Source organism: Tardiphaga sp. vice304 (assembly GCF_007018905.1).
GTDB lineage: Bacteria > Pseudomonadota > Alphaproteobacteria > Rhizobiales > Xanthobacteraceae > Tardiphaga.
In genome coordinates, this window is the sequence record NZ_CP041402.1 from 3,788,530 (window position 1) to 3,811,197 (window position 22,668).

Consider the following 22,668-nt stretch of genomic DNA (forward strand, 5'->3'; position numbering starts at 1 on the left):
CGATATTTCGCCAAGATGGCGGTTTTCGCAAGGAAGTAAGTGCGTGCAGCGCAATACTTTCAGGTTATCATACACGTTTTCATGTGGACGACGGCCGCCAGCGCAGGAATTTTACCCAGGCAACGATGCTAGGCCGGAAAAATCTCGCCGATCACTTTCATCAGATCGGCCTCGCGAAACGGTTTGCGCAAATAGGCCCGGAACTTGCCGGCGCGTTCCTTGGCGACATGTTCGAGCAGCGACGTCATCATCACGATCGGGATGTCGCGGTGTTTCTCGTTTGCAGCCATCGCGGTGATCAGGCCGGCGCCGTCGAGGAACGGCATCATGAAATCGGTCAGCACCAGGTCAGGCGTTTCCCGGTGCAGGATGTCGAGCGCCTCACGGCCGTTGCCGGCGACGAGGACGTTGAAGGCATTTTCGCTCAACAGGACTTCCAGCCAGTCGGCGATCGCCCATTCGTCCTCGACAATCAGGACTGTACGCACCCTATTCTCCAGTCAATTTGAGATCCGCCGATGGAGCTGTGGCCGGACCTTGGCTGGAAATATCCCTGAGAATTCTCTCTGCTTGGAGATAATCGTCGTCGAGCCGGATGCCGCCCTCGCCGATCTCGAAGCGGCGCATCCGCATATCGGTTCGTCGATCGCGCGATTTCAGGATCGTCATGAGCCTGTGATTTTCCGAGCGCAGCGCTGCCAGTTGCAGCGAGAGGATGTTCTCGGCGACCGCGGAAAGGCCGGTCTGGTTCATGCCCTTGAGCGGCTGACCGGGCGTCACGCCGGCATGTTCGGTTTCCGCCGTTGCCAGGGTGGTAACCCCGAGCGCGCGCAACTCGTTGCACAGCGCCGATAAAAAAGAACCCATGCGGCCCTTCTCGTCGGTCAACTTGGAGAAGCCCTCGATGCCGTCGATCACCAGCCGGCGCACGCCGCGCGCCTTGATGGCGCCGAGCAATTCGGTGGCGACCTCGTCGAGGATCGCTTCGGTCTGCGGCCGCCACAGCAGGCTGATCAGATCGCCACGCTCGGTCAGGGGCAGCTTCAGCGTCTCCGCCTTGATGGTCAGTGCGCGCGGGTTCTCGTGGAAACCGAAATGCATCGCCGGCTCATCGGCCGGACCACCGGTCAGGAACTGCAGGCCGGAAGTTGTCTTGCCGGAGCCGGACGGACCGAGCACCACCGTCACCGAATGGGTATCGACCCCGCCGCCGAACATGGCATCGACGCCGGGAATGCCTATCGAGACCTTAGGCCCGTCCGCGCTGTCCCAGACGCTCGGCGTCTCCAGCAGCGCCTCGACGCGCGGGTAGATTGCGTGGCCATTCTCCGTGATGCGGTAGGAATGCTTGCCGCCCATGAACCAGCTGCCGCGCAGCTTGTGAACCTGCAGCGATCGCTCGGCGCGACGGCCATGCAGCGACGACCGCAACTCGATCAGGCCATCCACCATCGTGTGCTCGGGCGGATGCGTATTGGCATCGAAGGCGCTGGTGAGCAGGAACATGGTGCAGTTGCTGAACGACGCCTGGGTCTGTAATTCGTGGATGAACTTCTTCAATTCCAGATCGGACCCGGCCTTTTCATGCACGGTGATAAGGCCGTCGAGCACGACGATGCTGGCCTTGCGGGTACGAACCTCGCGCCGGACGACGTCCAGCAGTCCGCGCAGCCCGTCATCATCGAGGGTCTTGAAGGCGCCGACATAGGACATCCGGTCCGGGATCGCGGCTTCGTCGAAGAATTTCAGGCGGCGCATATGGCCGATCATCCGCGCATGGCTTTCCGCCAGCAACGTAATGTAGAGCGCGTTGCGGCCCATCGCCGCCTGCGCAAAACAGATCTGATTGCCAAGGATCGTCTTGCCGGCGCCTGGCGCGCCCTGAATGATGTAAATCCCGCCGTCGAATACGCCGCCGCCTAGAATGGTATCGAGACCCGGAACGCCGGTTGCAAACCGATCGCTGTCACTAGTCATCCATCAATTGCCTCTGCCCCAAGCCGCCATGCCGGTCGTCGCTTATTCGCGCCAATCCCGTAAGGCGGTGAAATGCAGTAACGTCCAACGCGGCAAGTCGTTCCAGCCGTCGTCAACAATATCGGAATGTCGCGCGTATATGGTTGTGTCCGGTGGCGTACCGTCCGGTTCCGAGCGCGGATGATGATACGGCCGCGGTACCGCACACCGCAAACTCAGCGAGCTCAAGGACGTCGATGGCTGAGTCACGCACGCCGCCTCCGCGGCTCGACGGTTCAAGCATCGCGGCTACGTGTCGAGCCCGGACAATCAGGCCGGCTCGGTCTCGGTCTCCGGGATGCTGGCGCGCGGTCGCAAGCCCTGGCCGATGCGCGGAACGAGTCCATGTTCATGGCTGGCGGCGAGCGTGATGACGCTGCTGGCGGTGTCCGCCATCATCGGGCCGGGCGGACGGGCGCGACGTGCCGGGGTGTTGCGGGTTGCGCCCCAGCGCTCGGCACGCACCACGAGCGGCGCGGGCTGTTTTGCAAGCACGCCGGCGAGCCGCCAGAACATCGTCACCAGTGTCGTATAGGCCTGCTCTTCGAGGCCGGCGACACTGGCGTCGTCGGTGATCGCAAAACGTTCGACATCGACAATGCTGCCGGCATCGGCTTGCGCGACCAGGCGGTGCACGGTGCCGCCGAATTCGGTTGCGCGGTCATCGAGGGCGGCTCGGGCCGGCGAGCTGCCGGGATATTGCGGCGACCCCGGATGGAAATGATAGGCGCCATAGCCGAGTTGATCGAGCACGGCGCCGGGCACGGGAACGCTGGAGGTGAAGGCGATCAGCCGCGCCCGACACAGCCACTCCGGTTCGATCACCGCAAGATCGTCGGCGGTGAACACCGGCAGAACGGTCAGGCCGGGATTGTGCCCGCGCAGCAGCGTCGTGAACACCGAATGTTCGGCGGGGCCGGTCAGCAGGATGATGGTGTCGAACATGAAAAGCCGTACCCGGTTATTCGCTCGCATGGACTGCAGGGCTGTGCGAATCACACTGTCGCAGCGACGCCTTAAAATTGGATGATCACCCGAACCGCGCGGTTCGCCGCCTGGTTCGCGTTTGTGATCCGCGAAGGCTTCATGTCGCCGCAAATCGGCAGCACACCGGCGCCACCAATCCCCGGAGTCCGCCCGATGAAACGTCTTCTGCTATCCGCCATGCTCGCCACCCTGCCCCTGACCGCCCACGCCGCCGATCCGGTGCGCGAGCCCTACGGAATCGGGCTGGAAGGCTTCGCCTATCCCTATCCGGTCCAGATGCTGCCGGTGGTCAATGAGGGCGAGCCGCTCAAGATGGCCTATATGGACATCAAGTCGGCGAAGCCGAACGGCCGCACCGTGGTGCTGCTGCACGGCCGTAACTTTCCCTCCAGCTACTGGGCACCGGTGATCGGCGTGCTCAGCGAAGCCGGCTACCGCGTGGTGGTGCCGGACCAGATCGGTTTCGGAAAATCCTCCAAGCCGTCAGGCGAACTGCATTTCGACAATCTCGCTCGCAACACCATCGCGCTGATGGACCATCTGGCGATCCCGCAATTCGACGTGGTCGCGCATTCGCTGGGCGGCATGCTCGCCGTGCGACTGGCACGGGCCTATCCCGACCATATCGACCATCTGCTGCTGGCAGCGCCGATCGGCCTGGAGGACTACCGGCTCTACGTGCCGCCGACGCCGACCGAAAAGATCATCGAGACCGAGGATAAGCTAACCGCCGACGGCTATCGCAAGCAACTTGAGGTCAATTATGCGATGAAGCTGCAGCCCGATCAGGTGACGCCGCTGATCGACGCACGATTCAACATCAAGGGCGCCGCGGATTATCCGCGCTGGCTGCATGCCTTCGTCAGTTCCTCGCAGATGATCTATCGCGAGCCGGTGGCGCTTGAAGTGCCGCTGATCGCGCAGCCGACGCTGTTCGTGATGGGGGGCGATGACTTCAATGCGCCGGGCAAGCCGCTGGCGCCCGAAGTGCTGCGCCCGAAGATGGGCCAGAACGCCGACCTCGCGAAGGCCGCCGCCGCCAAGATGCCGAAGGCCAGGGTCGAGGTGTTGCCCGACGCCGGCCATCTCGTCTTTCTCGACGCCGCGCCAAAGTTCAACGAGCTGATGCTGGCGTTTCTCAGCGCCACGGCGAAATGACCGCAGCGGCGCCGTGGTCAATCCCGCGGTGCCGCTATCATTCAGTTTTTGTACAGATCGAATCGGCTTTTGGCTCGGTCGTCGAGGCACGAATCCGTAGTTTCCGACGATCCCCGCCGCTGCCGCCCGTTCTGATCTGCGAATGACATCGCAAAAGAAACCGCTGCAGTAAAAGCAACCGTCAGAACGCGCACACGAACGTCACACAGCCATGGTCTTATCCGCCCATCATGTCCTACGGAGATTACCATGCCGGTCGTTCCCCGCACCGCTTTGCCGTCTGCGCTCTGGTTGCTGACCCTGATGGGTGTTGCAGTCGCACAGGATATTCCGCTGCCGCGCGAGGCGCAGATCGGACCGCGCCCGTTCTACCTCGTCGACAAGATGAAGGACGGTCCACTCAAGACCCAGCTCTCCCAATGCACCGGGCCGTTCCACAAGACCGCCTTCTCGATCGCCCATCGCGGCGCACCGCTGCAATTTCCGGAGCACAGCCGGGAATCCTATCTCGCCGCAGCGCGAATGGGCGCCGGCGTGATCGAATGCGACGTCACGTTTACGAAAGACCGCCAGCTGGTGTGCCGGCATTCGCAATGCGATCTGCACACCACCACCAACATCCTCTCGGTGCCGGCGCTGGCGGCGAAATGCTCGCAAGGTTTCGTCCCTGCCGATCCCGCCACCGGCCGCAAGGCCTCGGCCAAATGTTGCACCAGTGACATCACTTTGGCAGAGTTCAGGACGCTGTCGGCCAAGATGGACGGCTTCAACCCCAACGCCACGACGCCTGCGGACTATCAGAACGGCACGCCGCGCTGGCGCACCGACCTCTACGCCGCGTCCGGCACGCTGATGACCCACGCCGACAGCATCGCGCTGATCAAAGGCCTCGGCGCCAAATTCACGCCGGAGCTGAAGGCCGCGGAAGTGCCGATGCCGTTCGACGGCGATTACACCCAGGAAAAATACGCCACGCAAATGCTCGACGATTATCGCCAGGCCGGCATTCCGCCCGCCGACGTGTTCGCGCAAAGCTTTTCCCTCGCCGACATCCTGTACTGGGTGAAGACCGCGCCCGATTTTGCGGCGCAGGCCGTCTACCTCGAGGACCGCTATGAGAAGCAGGGCCTCGATCCCAACAGGCCCGAAACCTGGAAGCCGTCGATGCCGGAGCTGCGCGCCCAGGGCGTCAGGATCCTGGCGCCGCCGATCACCACCATGCTGGCGCTGAATGACAAGAACGAGATCGTCCCCTCCGCCTACGCCAAAGCCGCGAAAGAAGCCGGCCTCGATTTGATCGGCTGGTCGCTGGAGCGCGACGGCCCGCTCGGCAAAGGCGGCGGCTTCTATCATTCCTCCGTCAAATCAGCGATCGACCGCGATGGCGACACATTGACAGTGCTCGACGTGCTCGCCCGGCAGGTCGGCATCCGCGGCATGTTCTCGGACTGGCCTTCGACCACGACGTTCTATGCGAGCTGCATGGGGATGAACTAGCGCCGGATCGATGGCCGTCGACGGCGGGAATTCATGGCCGCGTTTCAGCGGCCGTCGCTGTCATAGACGAACTTCGGCATTTCCAGCTTGAGCCGGATCGCCAGCAGCCGGAACGTCAGCCCGACCAGGAACGTTACGGCGGTCACGAGGTCGGGGCTGATGCCGAGCCGGCTGCCGCCGATGTAAAGCAGCCCGGTAACGATCGAGACGCTGGCATAGAGCTCGCTGCGAAACAGCAGCGGCACGTCGTTGCACAGCACGTCGCGCAGGACGCCGCCGACGCAGCCGGTGATCATGCCCGCCACCACCACGATCAGCAGCGGCTGGCCCATGCCGAGCGCGACGTTGCAGCCCATGATGGTGAAGACGACGAGGCCGATGGCGTCGAGCACCAGGAACAGCGCGTGGAAGCGGTGCACGAAACGCGCAAGCGCAATGGTCAGCAGCGCCGCCCCGCCCGTCACCAGAAGCAGAGAGGGACTGGAGACCCACCACAGCGGATAATGGCCGAGCAGCACATCGCGCACCGAACCGCCGCCGAGCGCGGTGATGCAGCCGAGCATGGCGACGCCAAGCCAGTCCATCTTGCGCCGCCCGGCCGCCAGCGCCGCCGTCATGGCCTCGGCCACCAGCGCGATCATGGCCAGCGGAAACAACAACGCTTCGGTGTGGGGCATGGAGTGGTCCAGAGTGGTTGAACCGCTCTGTAACACGAAGCGGAGATGGGAGGCCGTGGTATTAGCCGTTTTGGGCGCGCCAGGCGTTAGCCCGCCCTTACCGCCGACTTGCCCTGCAACATCCCCGCGATGCTCAGATCCTCGTCGATCTCGGGCCAATGAATTCCCATCGGCATGATTTCGTAGTTAGCGCGTTGCGCAGCTGATGCGGCGTTCAAGCGGGGATACCAGTCAAGCGGCGTTGCAATCTTCCGCCCATCCCGCAATGTCACGATCAAATCGGTCGCGCTGCACTCGACAGAACGCGCGCGGAGATCACCGACGTCAATTTCCAAAGTGCTCATTCCAGGCATCCATCAGTTCAGTTTGACGCATTCAGAGCTGCCTGATGATAGCGCCGATCTCATGCGGCCGGAAGCCGATATTGACCGCGATCGTCAAGTCGTGCAGCCAAACCTTCAATTCCATGTCTCCCTTGCGGACATGGACATGCGCCGGTTCCGTACCGTCCGCAGAGTAGAAGAATGCGCGGTAAGGACCCCACCGCAAAACAGTCGGCGTCGCACTCCCCGACTCTCACGGCCCTGCTGGCAGAACCTACTCGTCAAAGCGGCATGTTGTCGTGCTTCTTCATCGGCACATCCACGGCCTTGTCCTTCAGCATCGCCAGCGCCCGTGCGATGCGGCGGCGGGTGGAGTGCGGCATGATGACGTCGTCGATATAGCCGCGCTCGGCGGCGATGAACGGCGACAGGAAGCGGTCCTCATATTCCTTAGTGCGCGCGGCGATCTTCTCGGCGTCGCCGATGTCCTGCCGGAAGATGATCTCCACTGCGCCCTTGGCGCCCATCACGGCGATCTGCGCGGTCGGCCAGGCGTAGTTGATGTCGGCGCCGATCTCCTTCGAGGCCATCACGTCGAACGCGCCGCCATAGGCCTTACGCGTAATCACGGTGACGAGCGGCACCGTGCATTGCGAATAGGCGAACAGCAGTTTCGCGCCGTGCTTGATCAACCCGCCATATTCCTGCGCAGTGCCCGGCAGGAAGCCCGGCACGTCGACGAAGGTGACGATCGGAATGTTGAAGGCGTCGCAGAAACGCACGAAGCGCGCGGCTTTCCTTGAAGCGTCGCTGTCGAGCACGCCGGCCAGCACCATCGGCTGGTTGGCGACGAAGCCCACTGTCTTGCCGGCGATGCGGCCGAAGCCGGTGACGATGTTCTTGGCAAACGTCTCCGAGATCTCGAAGAAGTCGCCCTCGTCCACCACCTTGTGGATCAGCTCCTTCATGTCATAGGGCTTGTTCGGATTATCGGGGATCAGCGTGTCGAGCGACATGTCGACGCGCTCGATGTCGTCGAAGCTCGGCCATTCGGGCACGCCTGACTGGTTGTTGCTCGGCAAAAAGTCGATCAGCCGGCGCATCTGCAGCAGCGTCTCGACGTCGTTCTCGAACGCGCCGTCGGCAATCGAGGAGCGCGTCGCGTGCACGCTGGCGCCGCCGAGTTCTTCGGCGGTGACGACCTCGTTGGTCACGGTCTTCACCACGTCCGGCCCGGTGACGAACATGTAGCTGGTGTTCTTCACCATGAAGATGAAGTCGGTCATCGCCGGTGAATAGACGTCGCCGCCGGCGCACGGCCCCATGATCACCGAGATCTGCGGGATCACGCCGGAGGCCTGCACGTTGCGGCGGAACACGTAGGAATAGCCGGCGAGTGCCGCGACGCCCTCCTGGATGCGCGCGCCGCCGGCGTCGTACAGCCCGATGATCGGCGCGCGGGCCTTCATCGCCATGTCCTGGATCTTGCAGATTTTCTGCGCGTGGGTTTCGGACAGCGAGCCGCCGAACACGGTAAAATCCTTGGCGAAGGCGAAGGTCTTGCGGCCGTTGACGGTGCCCCAGCCGATCACCACGCCGTCGCCGGGGATCTTGGACTTCTCCATGCCAAATTCGACCGAGCGGTGCTCGACGAACATATCGAATTCCTCGAACGAGCCCTTGTCGAACAACAGCTCGAGCCGCTCGCGCGCGGTCAGCTTGCCCTTGGCGTGCTGGGATTCGATGCGCTTTTCGCCGCCGCCGAGTTTCGCACCGGCGCGACGGTCTTCGAGGGTGTCGAGAATGTCTTTCATCTGCTCCAGCCCGTTTGTCCGGCGATTGGTCGCCGCCTTTGGCTGGGGTTGTAGCATGGGGTTTTCGGCGGTGGAAACGGTCGAAAATTCCGCACCGCGGCGCGCCGCTCAGAGCGCGCCGATGTCGGTCAGGCAGGCCTGCGCGATCGCCATGCGGTCTGCGGCGTGGCGAGGCTCGCGGATGTCGAGGTTGAGCGCTAACACGGTCTGCGCGTCGCCCTTCTCGGCCCAGCCGACCAGCCAGCCCAGCGACGGCCGGCCGGTTTCGGCGCCGAGCAGCCCGGTCTTGGCGCGAATCACGGCGTCCCCCACGCGGGTCACCGGCAGGATGTCGCGCACCAGATCCTGGCTGCGCTTCGAGACCGGCAGCGCGCCGCGGCGCAGCCGGTCGATGAAATCGACCTGCTCCATCGGGTCGATGCGCAGTGCGCCGGTCAGCCAGAACTGGTCGATGCCGCCGCTGATGTCGGCATTGCCGTAGTCGAAGTCGCGGAGATATTTCTGCATCCGCGCAGCGCCGATGCGCCGCGCGATCTCCTGATAGACCGGCACCACCGACGCCGCGATCGCCGAGCGCAGCGTGTGATCCTGATTCCAGCCGGGAAAATTACGGGTGATGCCGTCCCATTTGAAGACGTCCTTGTCGGGATCGCCGACCACACCGGTCTCCAGCGCGATCAGCGAATTCGGGACCTTGAAGGTCGAGGCCGGCAGGAAGGCCTCGCCGGAGCGCTCCTTGTCGCTGGCGACGATCAGATAGTCGTCGACCTTGTAGCCGACGAAGGTGCCGACCGTGCCGGCGTCCGTGAAGCGCTTGGCAAGGCTGTCGCGGATCTCGCTGCGCTGGGGCGCGACATGGGCGAAGGCCGGCGAAGCAACGGTGGCGGTCAGCAGGCCGAGCGCGTGGCGGCGAGTAATCACGGGAATACCTGTCAGCAATGGAGCGCGCAGATGCGCGCGGCATCGTGGTGGAATCATGACAGCGTCAGCGCACCCTGCCCGACAGCCGCAGCACGAAGACCAGCACTTCGGCCACCGCCTTGTAGAGCTCGGCGGGAATTTCCTCGCCGATATCGACATTGGAGAGCGCGCCGGCCAGCACCTCGTTTTCCTCGATCGGAATATCGTGGGCTTTCGCGATCTCGATGATCTTGGCGCCGATCGTGCCCTTGCCCTTCGCTGTGACGATGGGCGCGCCGGTCTTGTCGTAATGCAGCGCGACCGCGACCAGGCGCTTGGTATCGACGATCACAGCGCGCGGTCCACAAAATGGCCGGCCGAAGCTGGTGCGGGCTGCACCGGCGCGCCGTCCTGAATCACGATATCGCCGGGCTGCAGCTCGGCGCGCAACAGCGCCTGGCCGAGCTGCGAAGAGCCGGCGCGCAATTGCTGCGCGGTGGCCGCGCGTTCGGCCCACAGCCGCACCGAGGTCTTGTCGCCCGACAGCGAGACCAGCGCATGCACCGGGCCGGCCGGCTCGACATCGAGCGAGAACCGCGCGCGCCAGACGCGCTGCGCGGCTTCGGCCTCGCTATCACCGCCGCCGTCGCGCGAAATCTCGAACTGCGCCACCGCGGTGCCGTGCGGCATCGCGAACGGGATCTCGAAATTCCAGCGCGGCGCGGCCGCATCGAGCCGTGACGCGGTGGCGTCAGTGCGATCCGGCAACGACGCCACCTGCAGCAGCGTCTGGCGGGCGATCGCGGCGTCGGTATCGGCAAGCAGATGATGCAGCGTGACCGCCACCGGCGCGTTCGGCTGCAGCGTGGACAACGGCATCGGCTGCGCACTCGGCAGCGCGCCGCGCAACGGCGGCGGCGGCACGCTGCCGCGCAGCAGCAGCTCGGACGGCAGCGACGATGGCGGCTTGCCATTCGGCGACACCAAATTGAGCAGCGCGCCCTCGTCGAGCGCGGCGTCGATTCCGTTGCCGGCGAGATGCGGCGCCTGCAACGCTTCCTGCAACTGGCTGAGCGTGGCACCGCTCGCCGCGACGCGGGCCGCCATTTCCGGCGAACTAGCGGGCGGCGGAATCATCTGCGCCTTGCCCGTGAAGTCGACAAAATCCTCGACGGCGAACAACCCGGCCTGCTGCAACACATCGTCCGGCGTCAGCATTCCCGGCATGATCGACGGCGACGGCGTTCCGGGCGCAGCCGTGACGACGCTGACGCCGGGCGCTGACGGCATGCCCTGCTCCGACGTCGCGACGAAGGACGCCGCGCCGTTGGTCGCGACATGGCCGCCGAGCGCGCTCGACAGCAATTGCCGGAACACGATCAGCGCGGCCTTCATGTCGGGCATCGTCGCGGACGGCGCGGTGCCGGATGCCAATGATGCTTCGAGAAACAGGCCGGAGTTCTGGAACGCGGCCTTCAGCTCGTCGCCGGTCAAATTCTGATCGAGCGGCGGCCGTTGCGCCAGCAGGTTGGCGACCGCTTGCTGCAACGGCAATGGCAGCTTCTGCAACGCGGCGGCGTCGCCGAGATTGGCAAACAAGGTCGCAAGTCCGGCCTGCTGAGTCGCGGCGACCTGCGCGGCCGTGGACACCGCCGCTTCTTCCGGCGCGGTCAGTGTCACCTTGGATGTGGTGAGCACATTGGCCAGCGTGAGCTGCGCCTCGGGCGCCAGCGTCACGCTGTCTTGCGGCGTGCCGGCCTGCGAGGTCGATCCCGGCTGCGGCGTCACCACCGCGAGGCGGACGCCGTCGGCGGCCTGCGATACCGCGAGCTGCAGGGTCTGGCCGGGCTGCAGCGGCACTTCGGAAGAGACATCGACGGCGACGTTACCGATCGCGATGCGGACCTGATTGTCCGGCAAAAGTTTCACCACGCGCGCGGTGACGATGCTGCCCGAGCGGAAGCCGACATCGCCCTGTACGCCTTTGACGGCGACGTATGGTGAGACTGGAGTGACGCCGAGTACCATGATGCTCTCGCCGGGTGCGGGAGACCAACGATAGCGCGGCGTTGTTAAGCCCTCGTTAACCGGCGCGCGGCGCCAGCGCAGCAACCACGCGCGCCGCGGCGCGAAAATCGATCAGCTTGGCCGCACGGCGCGACGCCACTTCGCCGTCGACGCCCCAGCGCTCGATGTTCCAGTCTTCATCGACATGGGCCGCGGCCCAGACCTGATCGGCATCGAGCCGGCCGCGCAGCAAGGCCAGTGCGAGCAGCGCCGAGCCGGTGATCGTCGTCACCAGATGCAGCGCCGCGACGGTCCACGGATCGTTCGGCAGCGTCGCGCGGGCCGCGGCGATCGAACTCTCCGGCTGCTGCACATGGATGATGCCCTCGGCCAGCATGAAGTGTGCGCCAAAATCCTCGACGGCCCAGAACAGCACCGGATCCCACGCCTGCGCCTCGCGCGCCACCAGTTCCTGCGGATGGCCGGCGCGGTAGAACAACAGATCGGTGCCGAAATATTTGGCGATGTCGTCACTCACCGCGGTGACGTTGTCGCCGACCGCGTCGATGACGCTGTTGGCGAGCCGCGTCAGTGGCATCGTCGTCGGATTGATGGTGTCCTGCTGCGCTTCCCATTCGGCTACGATGGCTTCCGCGATGCTGCGCTCGGGCGCTGTCAGCGGCTTGCGCGACGGCGTTCGCACGGTCTTGTCGTCCAGTGTGATCGCAAATCCCTCGGGCGCCTCGACCATTCCGGCGCGCGCATAGAAGCGCTTGCGCTGCGGCCCGCGCGTCGACTGGCGCACCGCCTCTTCCGGATCGAGCCCGCCCTGCCCGTAGACTTCGTCAAACAATTCACGCATCGCGTTTTATGGTCCTGTTGATGGAATCAACCTAGTGCAAGCGCATCGCTGCGCCAACTCAGCGGTTGGCGCAGGCGCGCGAATAGGCCGCGCGATCGTTTGGGCCAAGACCTGCGGCCGCGCCGTCCTGCAGGCAATCGGTGACGCGATCGCCGAACGAGCCACGCGCGCGTGGCGCCGTCGACGTGGTCGGCATCTGATCCAGTTTCGGAACCACCGGAACGGCCATACTCGGCGGTGGCGGGGCGGCGGGGGGCGGCGGCGTCAGGATCGCCCCGCCGGGCGGCAGGATCTGCGCGGACGCCGTGCCCGCAAGGATCATCACCATCGAAAGGCTTTGCAGCAGAATTTTGATCATGGATAGCATGTGATCATGCCGGCGCACCAACTCAAGTGCGGCGCGCGTCAGCGCCTGATGATGTGATCGGCGAGCGGGCGTCGCTGTTCCCAGCCGACACGCTCCAGCTCGGGGCTGTCGGATTCCATCACGGGATAGCCGATGCAGAAATAGCCGATCAGCCGCCAGTCGGCGGGGACGTCGAGCGCCTGGGTGACGGCGTCGGGATCGAGGATCGAGACCCAGCCCATGCCGATGCCTTCGGCGCGCGCCGCAAGCCACAGCGTGGAGATCGCCGCGACCACCGAATAATCCGCCATTTCCGGCATGGTGCGACGGCCGACGCCGTGCCCGACCTCGGTGGCGCGATCGGCATAGACAGCGACATGGCACGGCGCATCGCTGAGGCCCGCGAGCTTCAGCGTGGCATAGAGCTTCGCCAGATCGCCGGAGAAGCTGGCCAGCGCGTCGGCATTGCAGGCGGTGAAATTCGCCAGCACCGCGGCGCGACGAGCGGCGTCATCGACAATGACGAAGCGCCACGGCTGGCTGAGGCCGACCGACGGCGACAGGCAGGCGGTTTCGACCAGCCGCTCGATCGCGCCCTGCGGCAATGCGTCGGTCCGAAAGCGCCTGACATCGCGGCGCCACACGAACAGATCGTGCAGCCGCGCGCGAAAACCGGCGTCGAAATCGGGCGCTGTGGAGACGGACACCGCTCGGCCCCTACTCTTCCGGGGCGTTCTCGATCGGGTCGAAGCGGTCGGCTTCCAGCCCGAGCAGATTCCAGGTCTGCAGCATGTGCGGCGGCAGCGGCGCGGAGCAATCGATGAAGCCGCCGCGCGGATGCGGCACGACGATGCGCCGCGCCAGGAGATGCAGCTTCTTCTGGATGCCACCCGGCAGCTGCCAGTTTTCCTTGTTGAAGTATTTGGGGTCGCCGATGATGGCGTGGTCGATATGCGCCATGTGCGCGCGCAGCTGGTGCGTCCGTCCCGTCACCGGCTTCAGCGACACCCAGGCGAGTTTTTGCGCGGAGGTTTCGACCACCGCGTAATACGTCACCGCGTGGCTGGCGCCCTCGTCGCCGTGCTGGGCGACGCGCATGATGGTGTCTTCCTCGTTCTCTTCCTTGGCGAGATAGGTCGAGATGCGGCCCTGCTTCGGCTTCGGCACACCGGCGACCAGCGCCCAATAGATCTTGCGTGCCGAGCGCTCGCGGAACGAGCCGGTCAGCTTGGTGGCGGCGAAGCGCGTCTTGGCGATCAGCAGGCAGCCCGCGGTGTCCTTGTCGAGGCGATGCACCAGGCGCGGCTTCTGGCCCTTGGCGTCGCGCATCACTTCCAGCATGCCGTCCACATGCCGCACGGTGCCGGAGCCGCCCTGCACGGCCAAGCCGGCCGGCTTGTTCAGCACCATCACGTCGGCGTCCTCGAACAGGATCATCTCCTTGATGGCATCGAGCGTCTTTTGCGCCGCTTCGGAGAGCACGCCGCCGCCGACCTTCGGCGCGTCGAGCTTCAGCGGCGGAATGCGGACGGTCTGGCCCTCTTCCAGCCGGTCCTTGGAATCGGCGCGCTTGCCGTTGATGCGCAGCTCGCCTTTGCGGACGATGCGCTGGATATGGGAGAACGACAGGCCTTCAAAGCGCGCCTCGAGGAAGCGATCGACGCGCATGCCGGCCTCGTCGGCGGTGACGACGGCCATCTCGACTGCGGTCGGCAGCGGCGCCTTCGGCACGACGACCTTGGGCTCCGGCACGAAGGTATCGGGATCGAACGGCGGACGCTCGCGCTTGGGCTCGCGCTCGCGCGACTCGCGCACCGGCCGGCCGCCGCGCGACGGCGGACGGTCATTGCCGGGGCGCTCGCTACCGAAGCGTTCGGTGCGCTGCGGGCGCTCGGTTCGTTCCGGACGGCTTGTGGCGCGCTCGGGGCGCGCGCTGCGCGCCTGGCGTTCGCCACGTTCGGGGGTCTCGAAACGGGTGTCGCGGGGCTCGCGCGGATCGCCCCATTCGTGGCGATCCAGAGCCGCATCGATGCGGTTGCGCGACGGACGTGCGGAGGTGGGGCGATCGCCCCGGCCACGCTCGGCGGCGGGTTCGGGCCGCTGGGGCCGAAACGCCGGACGCGGCGATCGTTCCGGGCGCTCGGCCCGCTCGGGACGGGCGGCCGAACGCTCGCGCGACGGGCGCGCGCTCTGCGCGCGATCGCCAAAACCGCGCTCGGCGGGACGCTCACTGCGCTGCGGGCGCTCGGACCGTTCAAAGCGCGCGGGACGCTCCGAGCCCTGCGGACGCTCGGAACGCTCCGGCCGCTCGGAGGCGCGCTCGCGCGGCGGGCGCGCGCTCATCGGGCGATCGCTCTTGATGCGGCCGGCCTTGCCGAATGACGGCCGCTCCTGCCGCTCGCCATCGGACCGCGCGGCTTTAGGACGGCCCGGCTTGGCGCCGGACGTCGTGGTGCCGGCAGTCTTCGGGCGCCCACCCTTGCCGCGCGGACCGGCGGGTCCACGGGATTTGACGAGGGGCTTCTTGTCGCGACGGCTCATAATACAGCTCCGGGATAATCGCTGTGCGTAGCGCATATGGCGCTCAGGGTCACTGTGAAACTGGCTTATCGGCCAAGTGTTTGCGATCCCGCGGCTCGATGAGCCCGGGTTTTGCGCAATTCCCGCCCCTCAAACATGAGGGGTGGCGGCGCGCCTGAAGGCGCGTGGGGGTGGTTTGTCGCGATCCGCTCCGCCGTCGGCGACGGAGCCAGGTCGCGTCGCCTCTCGGCGCGCCACCGCGACGATTTTGGGCCGGGGGACCGTGCTTCCGGGACAGCTTCCGGCGGGATTTCCCCGCCTTTCCCTGTCCGCGTCCAGCCGACAAAGAGCGGCAGAGCCCCGTAGTGGGCCCGTACGGTGACCTCCAGCCTCCCGAGTGCGCGGGGATACGTCCTCCCCCGCCCGCAGGCGCCGCCTCCCGCCCCACTCCAGACGCCTCATGAAGCGCCCCTCGCGGACGGGATGGTGTAAAGATTATAATCTTATAGGTATATTGTCAAGCCCATACCCGCATCCACCGTCCTGATCGTCGATCACGCCCCCGCAAATCGGAACCGTTGCCAACACCATCAATTAGTCCCGTACAACCGGACGCGAGACGGTTAAGTCGCAGCAATCTTGAGGATGCAAGTCATGAGCAACAGCGTTGACAGGATCCAGGATATTGGACCCCAGCCGCAAGCGTTTAATATCGAACAAGCAACCAAGGACAATACGGACTATCGTTCCGTCGCCTGGAGCGGGCGCTATCTACAGGTGACGCTGATGTCGATCCCGCCCGGCGGCGACATCGGCCTTGAGGCGCATCCGGAGACCGATCAATTCCTGCGCCTCAACTCGGGCAACGGCCGCGCGCGGATGGGCGCCACAAAGGACCAGCTGACGTTTGAAAAAGACGTATCCGACGGCTGGTGCGTACTCGTGCCAGCGGGGACCTGGCACAACATCACCAACACCGGAAAAGAGCCGATGCAGGTCTATGCGATCTACGCGCCTACCCACCATGCCCCCGGCAAGGTCCAGGCGACGGCTGAGGTGGCCAAGGCCGACAAAAAGGATGAGCCGCCGGCGTGGTCGGTGCAGCCCAAACATGGCTCCGACAAGCACTGATACTCATACTGGCGCTGCAATCCGAAAACTGTGGGAGGATGCGGTTCACGCCTCCCGCCGCCCGGATCAGCGGCGGACGCCCGAGAACGGCGACAGCGCCGGCAGCAGCGGCGAGTTGATGTTGGTTTCGCCGGAGCCCTGCTGGGTGACGCTGGCCTCGAATGACAGCGTGACATTGGCCGCGGGCTGGAACGCGATGCCGGCGCGGGCGCGGTAGCCGGCGTTGATGCTGGCGTCGCTGGAGAACGGCGCCAGCGGGCTGCCGATGCCGGGCCGGTAGGTCAGCGCGTCGAAGCCGGCATAGACCGTCACCGGCAAATCGCCCGCGCCCTTGAAATTGTAGCCGCTCACCGCGCTTTGATAGGACAGCGCGCCGAAATCCGACGGGGCCGCGCCTACGCCGGAACCGTTCAGACCGAAGTGGCCGGCCTCGGCGCCGGAAAACATGCCGGTGCGAAAATTCGCGCGCCAGTCGGACGACGGATCGACATAACGGGAGTCGATGCCCGGCACTGAACTATCGAATGTCGCAGCGCTGCCGGCCCAGTGACCGCCGAAGCCGATCAGCCCGCCGGGCATGCCATAGGGCACCGGGGCGACCTGCGCCTGCGCCGCCTGACCGGCCATGCCGAGCATTGCGACGAGGACGGCCCGCATGAAGTTGACTGTCAGCATCGATCCGATCCGATGTGAAACGTGCACCCGCATTATACGCGTCGGCGAGCCGATGGCCAACCGGCGGCCCGCTAGCATTTCGCGCCCACGCGCAGCACTTTGAGTTCCTTCAACGCGGTAGCCGACGGGCGCCGTCGCGTGGCCTCGTCGGCCGCCGTGCAGGCGGCGTCGCGGTTGCCGTTCTGCAGACGGGCCTGCGCCAGGTTCGACCAGGCGTCGCCGACATCCGGCGTGTCGATCACCGCCTGCTCCAGCGCCTTCTGCGCCTCGACCGGACGCTTGGCGACCAGCAGGAAGCGGCCGTAATCGGCGTTCAGCATTTTCAGCGGCTTCGGCTGGCGGCGCGCGATGTCGAACAGCTCTTCGGCGGCGACCGGATCGGCGTGCCGCATCAACAAGGCCACCGCCATGCCGTGATACACCGCACTCGGCTCCGGCTGGATCAGCCAGGCCTGGTTGAACCGCATCAACGCATCCCCGGCCCGGCCCGCCAGCACCGCGCGCCAGGCGCGCGTGCTGGCTTCCTCGAAGGCCTTGTCGCGGCTGCCGGTGGCGGCGACCAGCGTTGACACGAATTGCTCGTCGGCCGCGCGCTGCGTGGCGTCCTTGGGAACGAAGCCATAGAACGGCTGCTCATTGAGCGGCGCCTTGTAGCTGCGCTTGGTGACCTGCACGCCGGGTGCGACGTCGACCATTTCGGCGCGGGCAGGCATGGCCAGCAACAGAGCCGCAAGAACAGCGGCATAGATGCGAAGATGGATCATTCGTTGCGGCTCCCGTGCGCGCGTGGCGCAGCTTCTTTGTAGGGCGGGTTAGGCGCTTCAGCGCCGTAACCCGCCGCGGTCATGGTAATCCGCGATAGGCGGCGGGTTACGCGCTTTGCGCTAACCCACCCTACGGTTGCCCACCCTACTCGTTCTTTTCGCGGCGCAGCTTGTCCCAGTAGTCCAGCCGCTTGCGAATCTCGCGTTCGAAACCGCGCTCCGGCGGATCGTAGAATTTCTGCCGGCCCATCGCTTCCGGGAAGTAGTCCTGGCCGGAAAACGCGTCGGGCGTGTCGTGGTCGTATTGATAGCCGCCGCCATAGCCTTCGGACTTCATCAGCGCGGTCGGCGAATTCAGAATGTGTTTCGGCGGCAGCAGCGAGCCGCCCTCTTTTGCCGCACGCATCGCGGCCTTGTAGGCCATGTAGACCGCGTTGGATTTAGGTGCGGTGGCGATGTAGACGACGGCCTGCGCGATCGCCAGCTCGCCCTCGGGATGGCCGAGGAAATCGAACGCGTCCTTGGCGGCGTTGCAGATCACCAGCGCCTGCGGATCGGCAAGGCCGATGTCCTCCACCGCCATGCGCACCACACGGCGCGCCAGGAACAGCGGGTCCTCGCCGGCGTCGAGCATGCGGCAGAGATAGTACAGCGCTGCGTCAGGATCGCTTCCGCGCACCGATTTATGCAGCGCCGAGATCAGATTGTAATGGCCGTCGGCCGACTTGTCGTAGATCGGCGCGCGGCGCTGCAGAATCTCCTGCACTTGCACGGCGTCGAACATCTCATTGGCGCGCGCGGCGCGCCAGACTTCCTCGGCCAATGTCAGCGCGGCGCGGCCGTCGCCATCGGCCATCCGCACCAGCACGGCGCGGGCCTCCTCGTCGAGCGGCAGCTTCTTGCCCTCGACGTTCTCGGCGTGGGCATAGAGCCGTTCGATCGCCGCGCTGTCGAGCGACTGGAACACCAGCACGCGCGCGCGCGACAACAACGCGGCGTTGAGCTCGAACGAGGGGTTCTCGGTGGTGGCGCCGACCAGCACCACGGTGCCGTCTTCCATGACAGGCAGAAACGAGTCCTGCTGCGCCTTGTTGAAGCGATGCACCTCGTCGACGAACAGCAGCGTGCCGCGGCCCATCTCGCGGCGCGCTCGCGCGGCCTCGAAGACTTTCTTGAGGTCGGCCACGCCGGAAAACACCGCCGAGATCTGCTCGAAGTGCAGTTCGGTGGCGTCGGCCAGAAGCCGCGCGACGGTGGTCTTGCCGGTGCCGGGCGGGCCCCAGAACACCAATGACCCCAGCGTGCGGGTTTCCAGCATCCGCGTCAGCGCGCCATCGGGGCCAAGGATGTGATCCTGGCCGACGACGTCGGACAACACGCGCGGCCGCAACCGCTCCGGCAGCGGACGCGGCGCGTCATGTTCCAGGCCTGCGGCGGCGAACAGATTGGGTGACGTGGCTGGGCGCTTCGGGCTCATGTGTATGCCTGCTTCGCCCCCGGCGATCGCCGCGAGTCCTTTCCCTCCCCCTTGCGGGGAGGGTGGCTCGCCGAAGGCGAGTCGGGTGGGGGTGCCACAGGCGACGGCGCTTGTGGCAGCCCCCCCACCCGACCCGGCTTCGCTACGCTTCGCCGGGCCACCCTCCCCACCCCGCGAAGCTTCGCTTCGCCGGGGGGGAGGGAAAGAAGTCGCGGCGCGGCTTGCGTGATGATCGTCATCCGCCGAGCGTGACGTTGATCTGCTGGCCGGCGCGGACCAGGATGATGCGCCAGATGCGGGAGCGGTCGCGGGTGGCTTTTTCCAGATCGCCGGTGCGGGTGATCTTCTGATCGTTCACCGCGAGAATGACGTCGCCCTTCTGGAAGCCGACGGAGGCTGCGGCGGCATTGTCAGCGAGTTCGGTGACGACGACGCCTTCGATCGAGGAATCCAGACGCAACTCGTCGGCCAGCGCCGGCGAGATGTTGGCGACCCGCGCCCCCTGGAACGGCGAGCGCGTGGTGATAACGATCTCCTCGCGATTGGTATCGGGCGCGGTTTCCAGCGCGATGGTCAGCTTCAACGGCTTGCCGCCGCGCTGCACGTCGATCTGCGCGGTGCCGCCGAGCGGGCGGGTGGCGAAGCGATAGTCGAAGGCGTTGGGATCATCGACAACCTGCCCGTCGATCGCCACGATCAGGTCGGACAATTTCAACCCGGCCTTGGCCGAGGGGCTGTTCGGCGTGATGTTGGCGACCAAGGCACCGGACGGCGTCTTGAGGCCAATGGTTTCGGCGATCTCCGGCGTCACCGCCTGCAGGCGGGCGCCGAGCCACGGCCGCTTCACCGCCTTGCCGCCCGATTTGGCGGAAGCGACGACCACGCGCACCATATTTGCGGGGATCGCAAAGCCGATGCCCTGCGAGCCGCCGGAGCGCGAAAAGATGGCGGTATTCACGCCGACGAGCTTGCCCGCCATGTCGACCAGCGCGCCGCCGGAATTGCCGGGATTGATCGCGGCATCGGTCTGGATGAAGAACTGATAGTCGGTGATCCCCACCTGGGTACGCGCCAGCGCCGAGATGATGCCGTGGGTCACGGTCTGGCCGACGCCGAACGGGTTGCCCATCGCCAGCACGACATCGCCGACCAGGAGGTCGTCGGAATTGGCAAAGTCCAGCGTCGGGAATTTCTCCTTGCCGTCCTTGATGCGCAGCACCGCCAGATCGGTGCGGCTGTCCTTCAGCACGATCTCGGCCTCGAACTCGCGCTTGTCGGACAGCGAGATCTTGACCTGATCGGCGCCCTCGATGACATGGTTATTGGTGACGACGAGGCCGGAAGCATCGACCATCACGCCGGAGCCGAGCGAGCGCTGCATCTGCTCGGGCTGGATGCCCTGGCCGCCGAAGAAACGGCGGAACAAGGGATCCTCCATCAGCGGATTGCGAACCTGCACCGTCTTGGCGGCGTAGACGTTGACCACGGCCGGCTGCACCCGCTGCACGATCGGCGCATATGACATCCGCAATTCGGTCGGCGAGGCCGGCACCCGGCGTTCCTGCGCCTGACCGCCGCCCGCGGACAGCAGGGCGGCGCAAAGGGCGAACGCGGTCGCGAAACGGAGATGGGTCAAGATGCAGGCCTCGTTAAGGAAATCGCAGGGAATATAGGCCGCCCGGCCTGGCAATCAAAGGGTGGGTTTGCTGCGAATCAGGCTGCCAGAGCGCTGCGGATTCGCAGGCTCGGCGGCAGTTCGGACCCCCTCGTACCAACGCCTGGCCGAAGCCACGTAACGATCACAGGAGGATCGCCATGCCAGGCGCATCGATAATGTCCGGTATCGCTCACGAAAGCCACACTACGTCGCAAAACGGACCCAGAACCGCCCGGAACCCGGCAAGTCGCTTCCCTTGCCGTCCGATCGGCGCGACCAATCGTCCCATCGTTAACGAGGGATGATTTCGATGTCGATCACAAGACTCGGGGCCGCTACGGCGGCCGGACTTTTCGGAGTCATGGCAGCGCTGCCGGCGCAGGCGCAATCGGCCGGCGACAGCGAGATCGCGCTGCTGAAGGCGCAGCTCAAGCTGATGGAGCAAAAGCTCGACCGGCTGCAGAAGCAGACCCAGGCCAACACCACGGCTGCTGCCTCCGCCAGTGCCAAGGCGACGACCGCCAGCGCCAAGGTCGATGCCCGGGTGAACGTGACCAACGCCCAAGCCGCCTACCCCACCAAGGGGCCAGTTCTGCCGGTCAGCGGCGCCTATGTAAAGATGCCGGGCAACCGCCCGACGATCTGCACCGACGACAACCGCAACTGCGTTGCCATCACCAGCCGGCTGCATCTCGATGTCGGCGGCTATGACTACCGGCCGAACAGCGGCCTTACCGCGCCGCAGAACGCCCAGAACGGCGTCAATGCCCGCCGCGCCCGCATCGGCGTGCTCGGCACCTTCGCCGGCGATTGGGACTATGCGCTGGTCTATGATTTCGGCGGCACGCCGGACAGCCCGTCGGCGCTCGAGAATGCGTATGTTACCTATAAGGGCATCAAGAACCTCTATATCGACGCCGGCTATATGGATGTGCCGTATACGCTCGACGAAGCCACCAGCTCCAACAACATCACCTTCATCGAACGCGCCTCGTCGCAGGTGATCGCCACCAACGTCGCCGCCGGCGACTTCCGCTCCGCCGTCGGCTTCCACGCCAATGGCGACAATTGGTGGGTCGGCTCGTACTTCACCGGCCCGTCATCGACCGTGTCGCATACGCTGCGGGCGCAGACCGGCGCCACCGCGCGCGGCGTCTTCGTGCCGGTCAACAATGCGGTCGGCTCGTTCATCATCGGCGCCGATGCGCAGTTCCTGTTCGACACCGGCGGCGCGCCCGGCGTCAACAATCTGTCATCGTTCAGCGAACGCATCGAAAGCCGGATTGATCCGGCGACCAATGCGCTGCTCAACGCCAACAGCTTCCTGACCAACGTCAAGGGCGTGCAGGTGTTCTCCGGCGAGGCCGCGGGCCAGATCGGCAGCTTCTACGCCCAGGGCGAATATTTCGACTATAATGTCGAGCGGCAGGCAGGCTTCGCCGACGCGCACTTCAACGGCGGCTATGCGCAGGCGAGCTATGTGCTCACCGGCGAACGGCGGAAGTACAATCCGGTGACCGGCTCCTATGGCGGCATCAATCCGGCGAAGCCGGCGCACTTGCAGTCCGGCGATTACGGCGCCTGGGAAGTGGCGGCGCGCTACAGCCAGATGAGCCTGAACGACCAGAACATCCGCGGCGGCGAATTGAAGAACACCACGGTCGGCGTCAACTGGTACGTCAACACGAACGTCCGCTTCATGTTCAACTGGATCCACGGCCAGGTCGACAAGGCCACCGCCGCCAGCCTCGACATCGGCGCCAAATACGACGTGTACACGATGCGTACGCAGGTGGCTTTCTAACGGACTTATTCCGGCCAACGACAAGTGCAGGAGCGGCCGCAAGGTCGCTCCTG

General features: G+C 65.5%; 22 protein-coding genes. 4 read left to right on the plus strand and 18 right to left on the minus strand.

The window, feature by feature from the left end; all coding sequences use genetic code 11:
- Positions 1 to 128: 128 nt before the first annotated feature.
- From FNL56_RS17985 to FNL56_RS17995, 3 genes are all read right to left on the minus strand, one after another.
- Complete coding sequence (locus FNL56_RS17985) at positions 129 to 488, minus strand: response regulator (protein ID WP_168204674.1); 360 nt, start codon at positions 486 to 488, stop codon at positions 129 to 131.
- Position 489: 1 nt separating this feature from the next.
- Positions 490 to 1,977, minus strand: coding sequence for an RAD55 family ATPase (locus FNL56_RS17990; protein WP_143574242.1), 1,488 nt, complete (start codon positions 1,975 to 1,977; stop codon positions 490 to 492).
- 309 nt (positions 1,978 to 2,286) lie between these two features.
- Positions 2,287 to 2,961 carry a methionyl-tRNA formyltransferase gene (locus FNL56_RS17995; RefSeq protein WP_143574243.1) on the minus strand — a complete coding sequence of 225 codons (675 nt, stop codon included), beginning with the start codon at positions 2,959 to 2,961 and terminating at the stop codon, positions 2,287 to 2,289.
- 195 nt (positions 2,962 to 3,156) lie between these two features.
- Here FNL56_RS17995 and FNL56_RS18000 point away from each other — a divergent pair, with 195 nt between their 5' ends.
- Together FNL56_RS18000 and FNL56_RS18005 are read left to right on the plus strand one after the other, a co-directional pair.
- Positions 3,157 to 4,161, plus strand: coding sequence for an alpha/beta fold hydrolase (locus tag FNL56_RS18000; RefSeq protein WP_143574244.1), 1,005 nt, complete (start codon positions 3,157 to 3,159; stop codon positions 4,159 to 4,161).
- Between the two features lie 303 nt (positions 4,162 to 4,464).
- On the plus strand, positions 4,465 to 5,658 hold the full coding sequence (locus tag FNL56_RS18005) for a glycerophosphodiester phosphodiesterase family protein (RefSeq protein WP_168203087.1): 1,194 nt from the start codon (positions 4,465 to 4,467) through the stop codon (positions 5,656 to 5,658).
- Positions 5,659 to 5,702: 44 nt separating this feature from the next.
- Here the strand turns inward: FNL56_RS18005 and FNL56_RS18010 are convergent, their stop codons facing one another.
- The 11 genes from FNL56_RS18010 to FNL56_RS18060 form a co-directional block, all read right to left on the minus strand.
- On the minus strand, positions 5,703 to 6,335 hold the full coding sequence (locus FNL56_RS18010; protein ID WP_143574246.1) for a trimeric intracellular cation channel family protein: 633 nt from the start codon (positions 6,333 to 6,335) through the stop codon (positions 5,703 to 5,705).
- Positions 6,336 to 6,421: 86 nt separating this feature from the next.
- On the minus strand, positions 6,422 to 6,679 hold the full coding sequence (locus FNL56_RS18015; protein WP_143574247.1) for a DUF2442 domain-containing protein: 258 nt from the start codon (positions 6,677 to 6,679) through the stop codon (positions 6,422 to 6,424).
- Between the two features lie 31 nt (positions 6,680 to 6,710).
- Positions 6,711 to 6,884: a DUF4160 domain-containing protein gene (locus FNL56_RS18020; protein WP_143574248.1), complete on the minus strand. Its 174-nt coding sequence runs from the start codon at positions 6,882 to 6,884 to the stop codon at positions 6,711 to 6,713.
- 55 nt (positions 6,885 to 6,939) lie between these two features.
- On the minus strand, positions 6,940 to 8,472 hold the full coding sequence (locus FNL56_RS18025; RefSeq protein ID WP_143576226.1) for an acyl-CoA carboxylase subunit beta: 1,533 nt from the start codon (positions 8,470 to 8,472) through the stop codon (positions 6,940 to 6,942).
- Positions 8,473 to 8,580: 108 nt separating this feature from the next.
- A complete protein-coding gene (gene blaOXA, locus FNL56_RS18030; RefSeq protein WP_143582556.1) occupies positions 8,581 to 9,393 on the minus strand; it encodes a class D beta-lactamase in 813 nt (270 codons plus the stop codon).
- 64 nt (positions 9,394 to 9,457) lie between these two features.
- Entirely contained in the window at positions 9,458 to 9,724 is a 267-nt protein-coding gene (locus tag FNL56_RS18035; protein WP_143574250.1) for an EscU/YscU/HrcU family type III secretion system export apparatus switch protein, read from the minus strand.
- Positions 9,721 to 11,400: a flagellar hook-length control protein FliK gene (gene fliK, locus FNL56_RS18040; protein ID WP_143574251.1), complete on the minus strand. Its 1,680-nt coding sequence runs from the start codon at positions 11,398 to 11,400 to the stop codon at positions 9,721 to 9,723. The genes FNL56_RS18035 and fliK overlap by 4 nt, the downstream gene beginning before the upstream one ends.
- Before the next feature lie 55 nt (positions 11,401 to 11,455).
- Positions 11,456 to 12,241 carry an ATP12 family chaperone protein gene (locus tag FNL56_RS18045; RefSeq protein ID WP_143574252.1) on the minus strand — a complete coding sequence of 262 codons (786 nt, stop codon included), beginning with the start codon at positions 12,239 to 12,241 and terminating at the stop codon, positions 11,456 to 11,458.
- A gap of 58 nt (positions 12,242 to 12,299) precedes the next feature.
- Positions 12,300 to 12,599, minus strand: coding sequence for a hypothetical protein (locus FNL56_RS18050; RefSeq protein ID WP_246660701.1), 300 nt, complete (start codon positions 12,597 to 12,599; stop codon positions 12,300 to 12,302).
- 47 nt (positions 12,600 to 12,646) lie between these two features.
- Entirely contained in the window at positions 12,647 to 13,294 is a 648-nt protein-coding gene (gene bluB / locus FNL56_RS18055) for a 5,6-dimethylbenzimidazole synthase (RefSeq protein WP_143574254.1), read from the minus strand.
- Positions 13,295 to 13,304: 10 nt separating this feature from the next.
- Entirely contained in the window at positions 13,305 to 14,618 is a 1,314-nt protein-coding gene (locus tag FNL56_RS18060; RefSeq protein WP_143576227.1) for an RluA family pseudouridine synthase, read from the minus strand.
- Positions 14,619 to 15,761: 1,143 nt separating this feature from the next.
- Between FNL56_RS18060 and FNL56_RS18065 the strand changes: the two genes are divergently transcribed.
- The gene (locus FNL56_RS18065) at positions 15,762 to 16,238 is read left to right on the plus strand and encodes a cupin domain-containing protein (protein WP_143578077.1); all 477 of its coding nucleotides are present in this window, start codon (positions 15,762 to 15,764) and stop codon (positions 16,236 to 16,238) included.
- A gap of 66 nt (positions 16,239 to 16,304) precedes the next feature.
- Here FNL56_RS18065 and FNL56_RS18070 read toward each other — a convergent pair whose 3' ends face one another.
- The 4 genes from FNL56_RS18070 to FNL56_RS18085 form a co-directional block, all read right to left on the minus strand.
- Positions 16,305 to 16,913, minus strand: coding sequence for a hypothetical protein (locus FNL56_RS18070; protein ID WP_246660702.1), 609 nt, complete (start codon positions 16,911 to 16,913; stop codon positions 16,305 to 16,307).
- Between the two features lie 71 nt (positions 16,914 to 16,984).
- Positions 16,985 to 17,677, minus strand: a complete 693-nt coding sequence (locus tag FNL56_RS18075) for a tetratricopeptide repeat protein (protein ID WP_143574256.1) — start codon at positions 17,675 to 17,677, stop codon at positions 16,985 to 16,987.
- A gap of 145 nt (positions 17,678 to 17,822) precedes the next feature.
- The gene (locus tag FNL56_RS18080; protein WP_143582214.1) at positions 17,823 to 19,154 is read right to left on the minus strand and encodes a replication-associated recombination protein A; all 1,332 of its coding nucleotides are present in this window, start codon (positions 19,152 to 19,154) and stop codon (positions 17,823 to 17,825) included.
- 235 nt (positions 19,155 to 19,389) lie between these two features.
- A complete protein-coding gene (locus tag FNL56_RS18085) occupies positions 19,390 to 20,745 on the minus strand; it encodes a DegQ family serine endoprotease (RefSeq protein WP_246661010.1) in 1,356 nt (451 codons plus the stop codon).
- A gap of 427 nt (positions 20,746 to 21,172) precedes the next feature.
- On the opposite strand from FNL56_RS18085, the gene FNL56_RS18090 reads away from it, so the two are divergent.
- The gene (locus FNL56_RS18090) at positions 21,173 to 22,615 is read left to right on the plus strand and encodes an OprO/OprP family phosphate-selective porin (protein WP_368039313.1); all 1,443 of its coding nucleotides are present in this window, start codon (positions 21,173 to 21,175) and stop codon (positions 22,613 to 22,615) included.
- Positions 22,616 to 22,668: the final 53 nt, after the last annotated feature.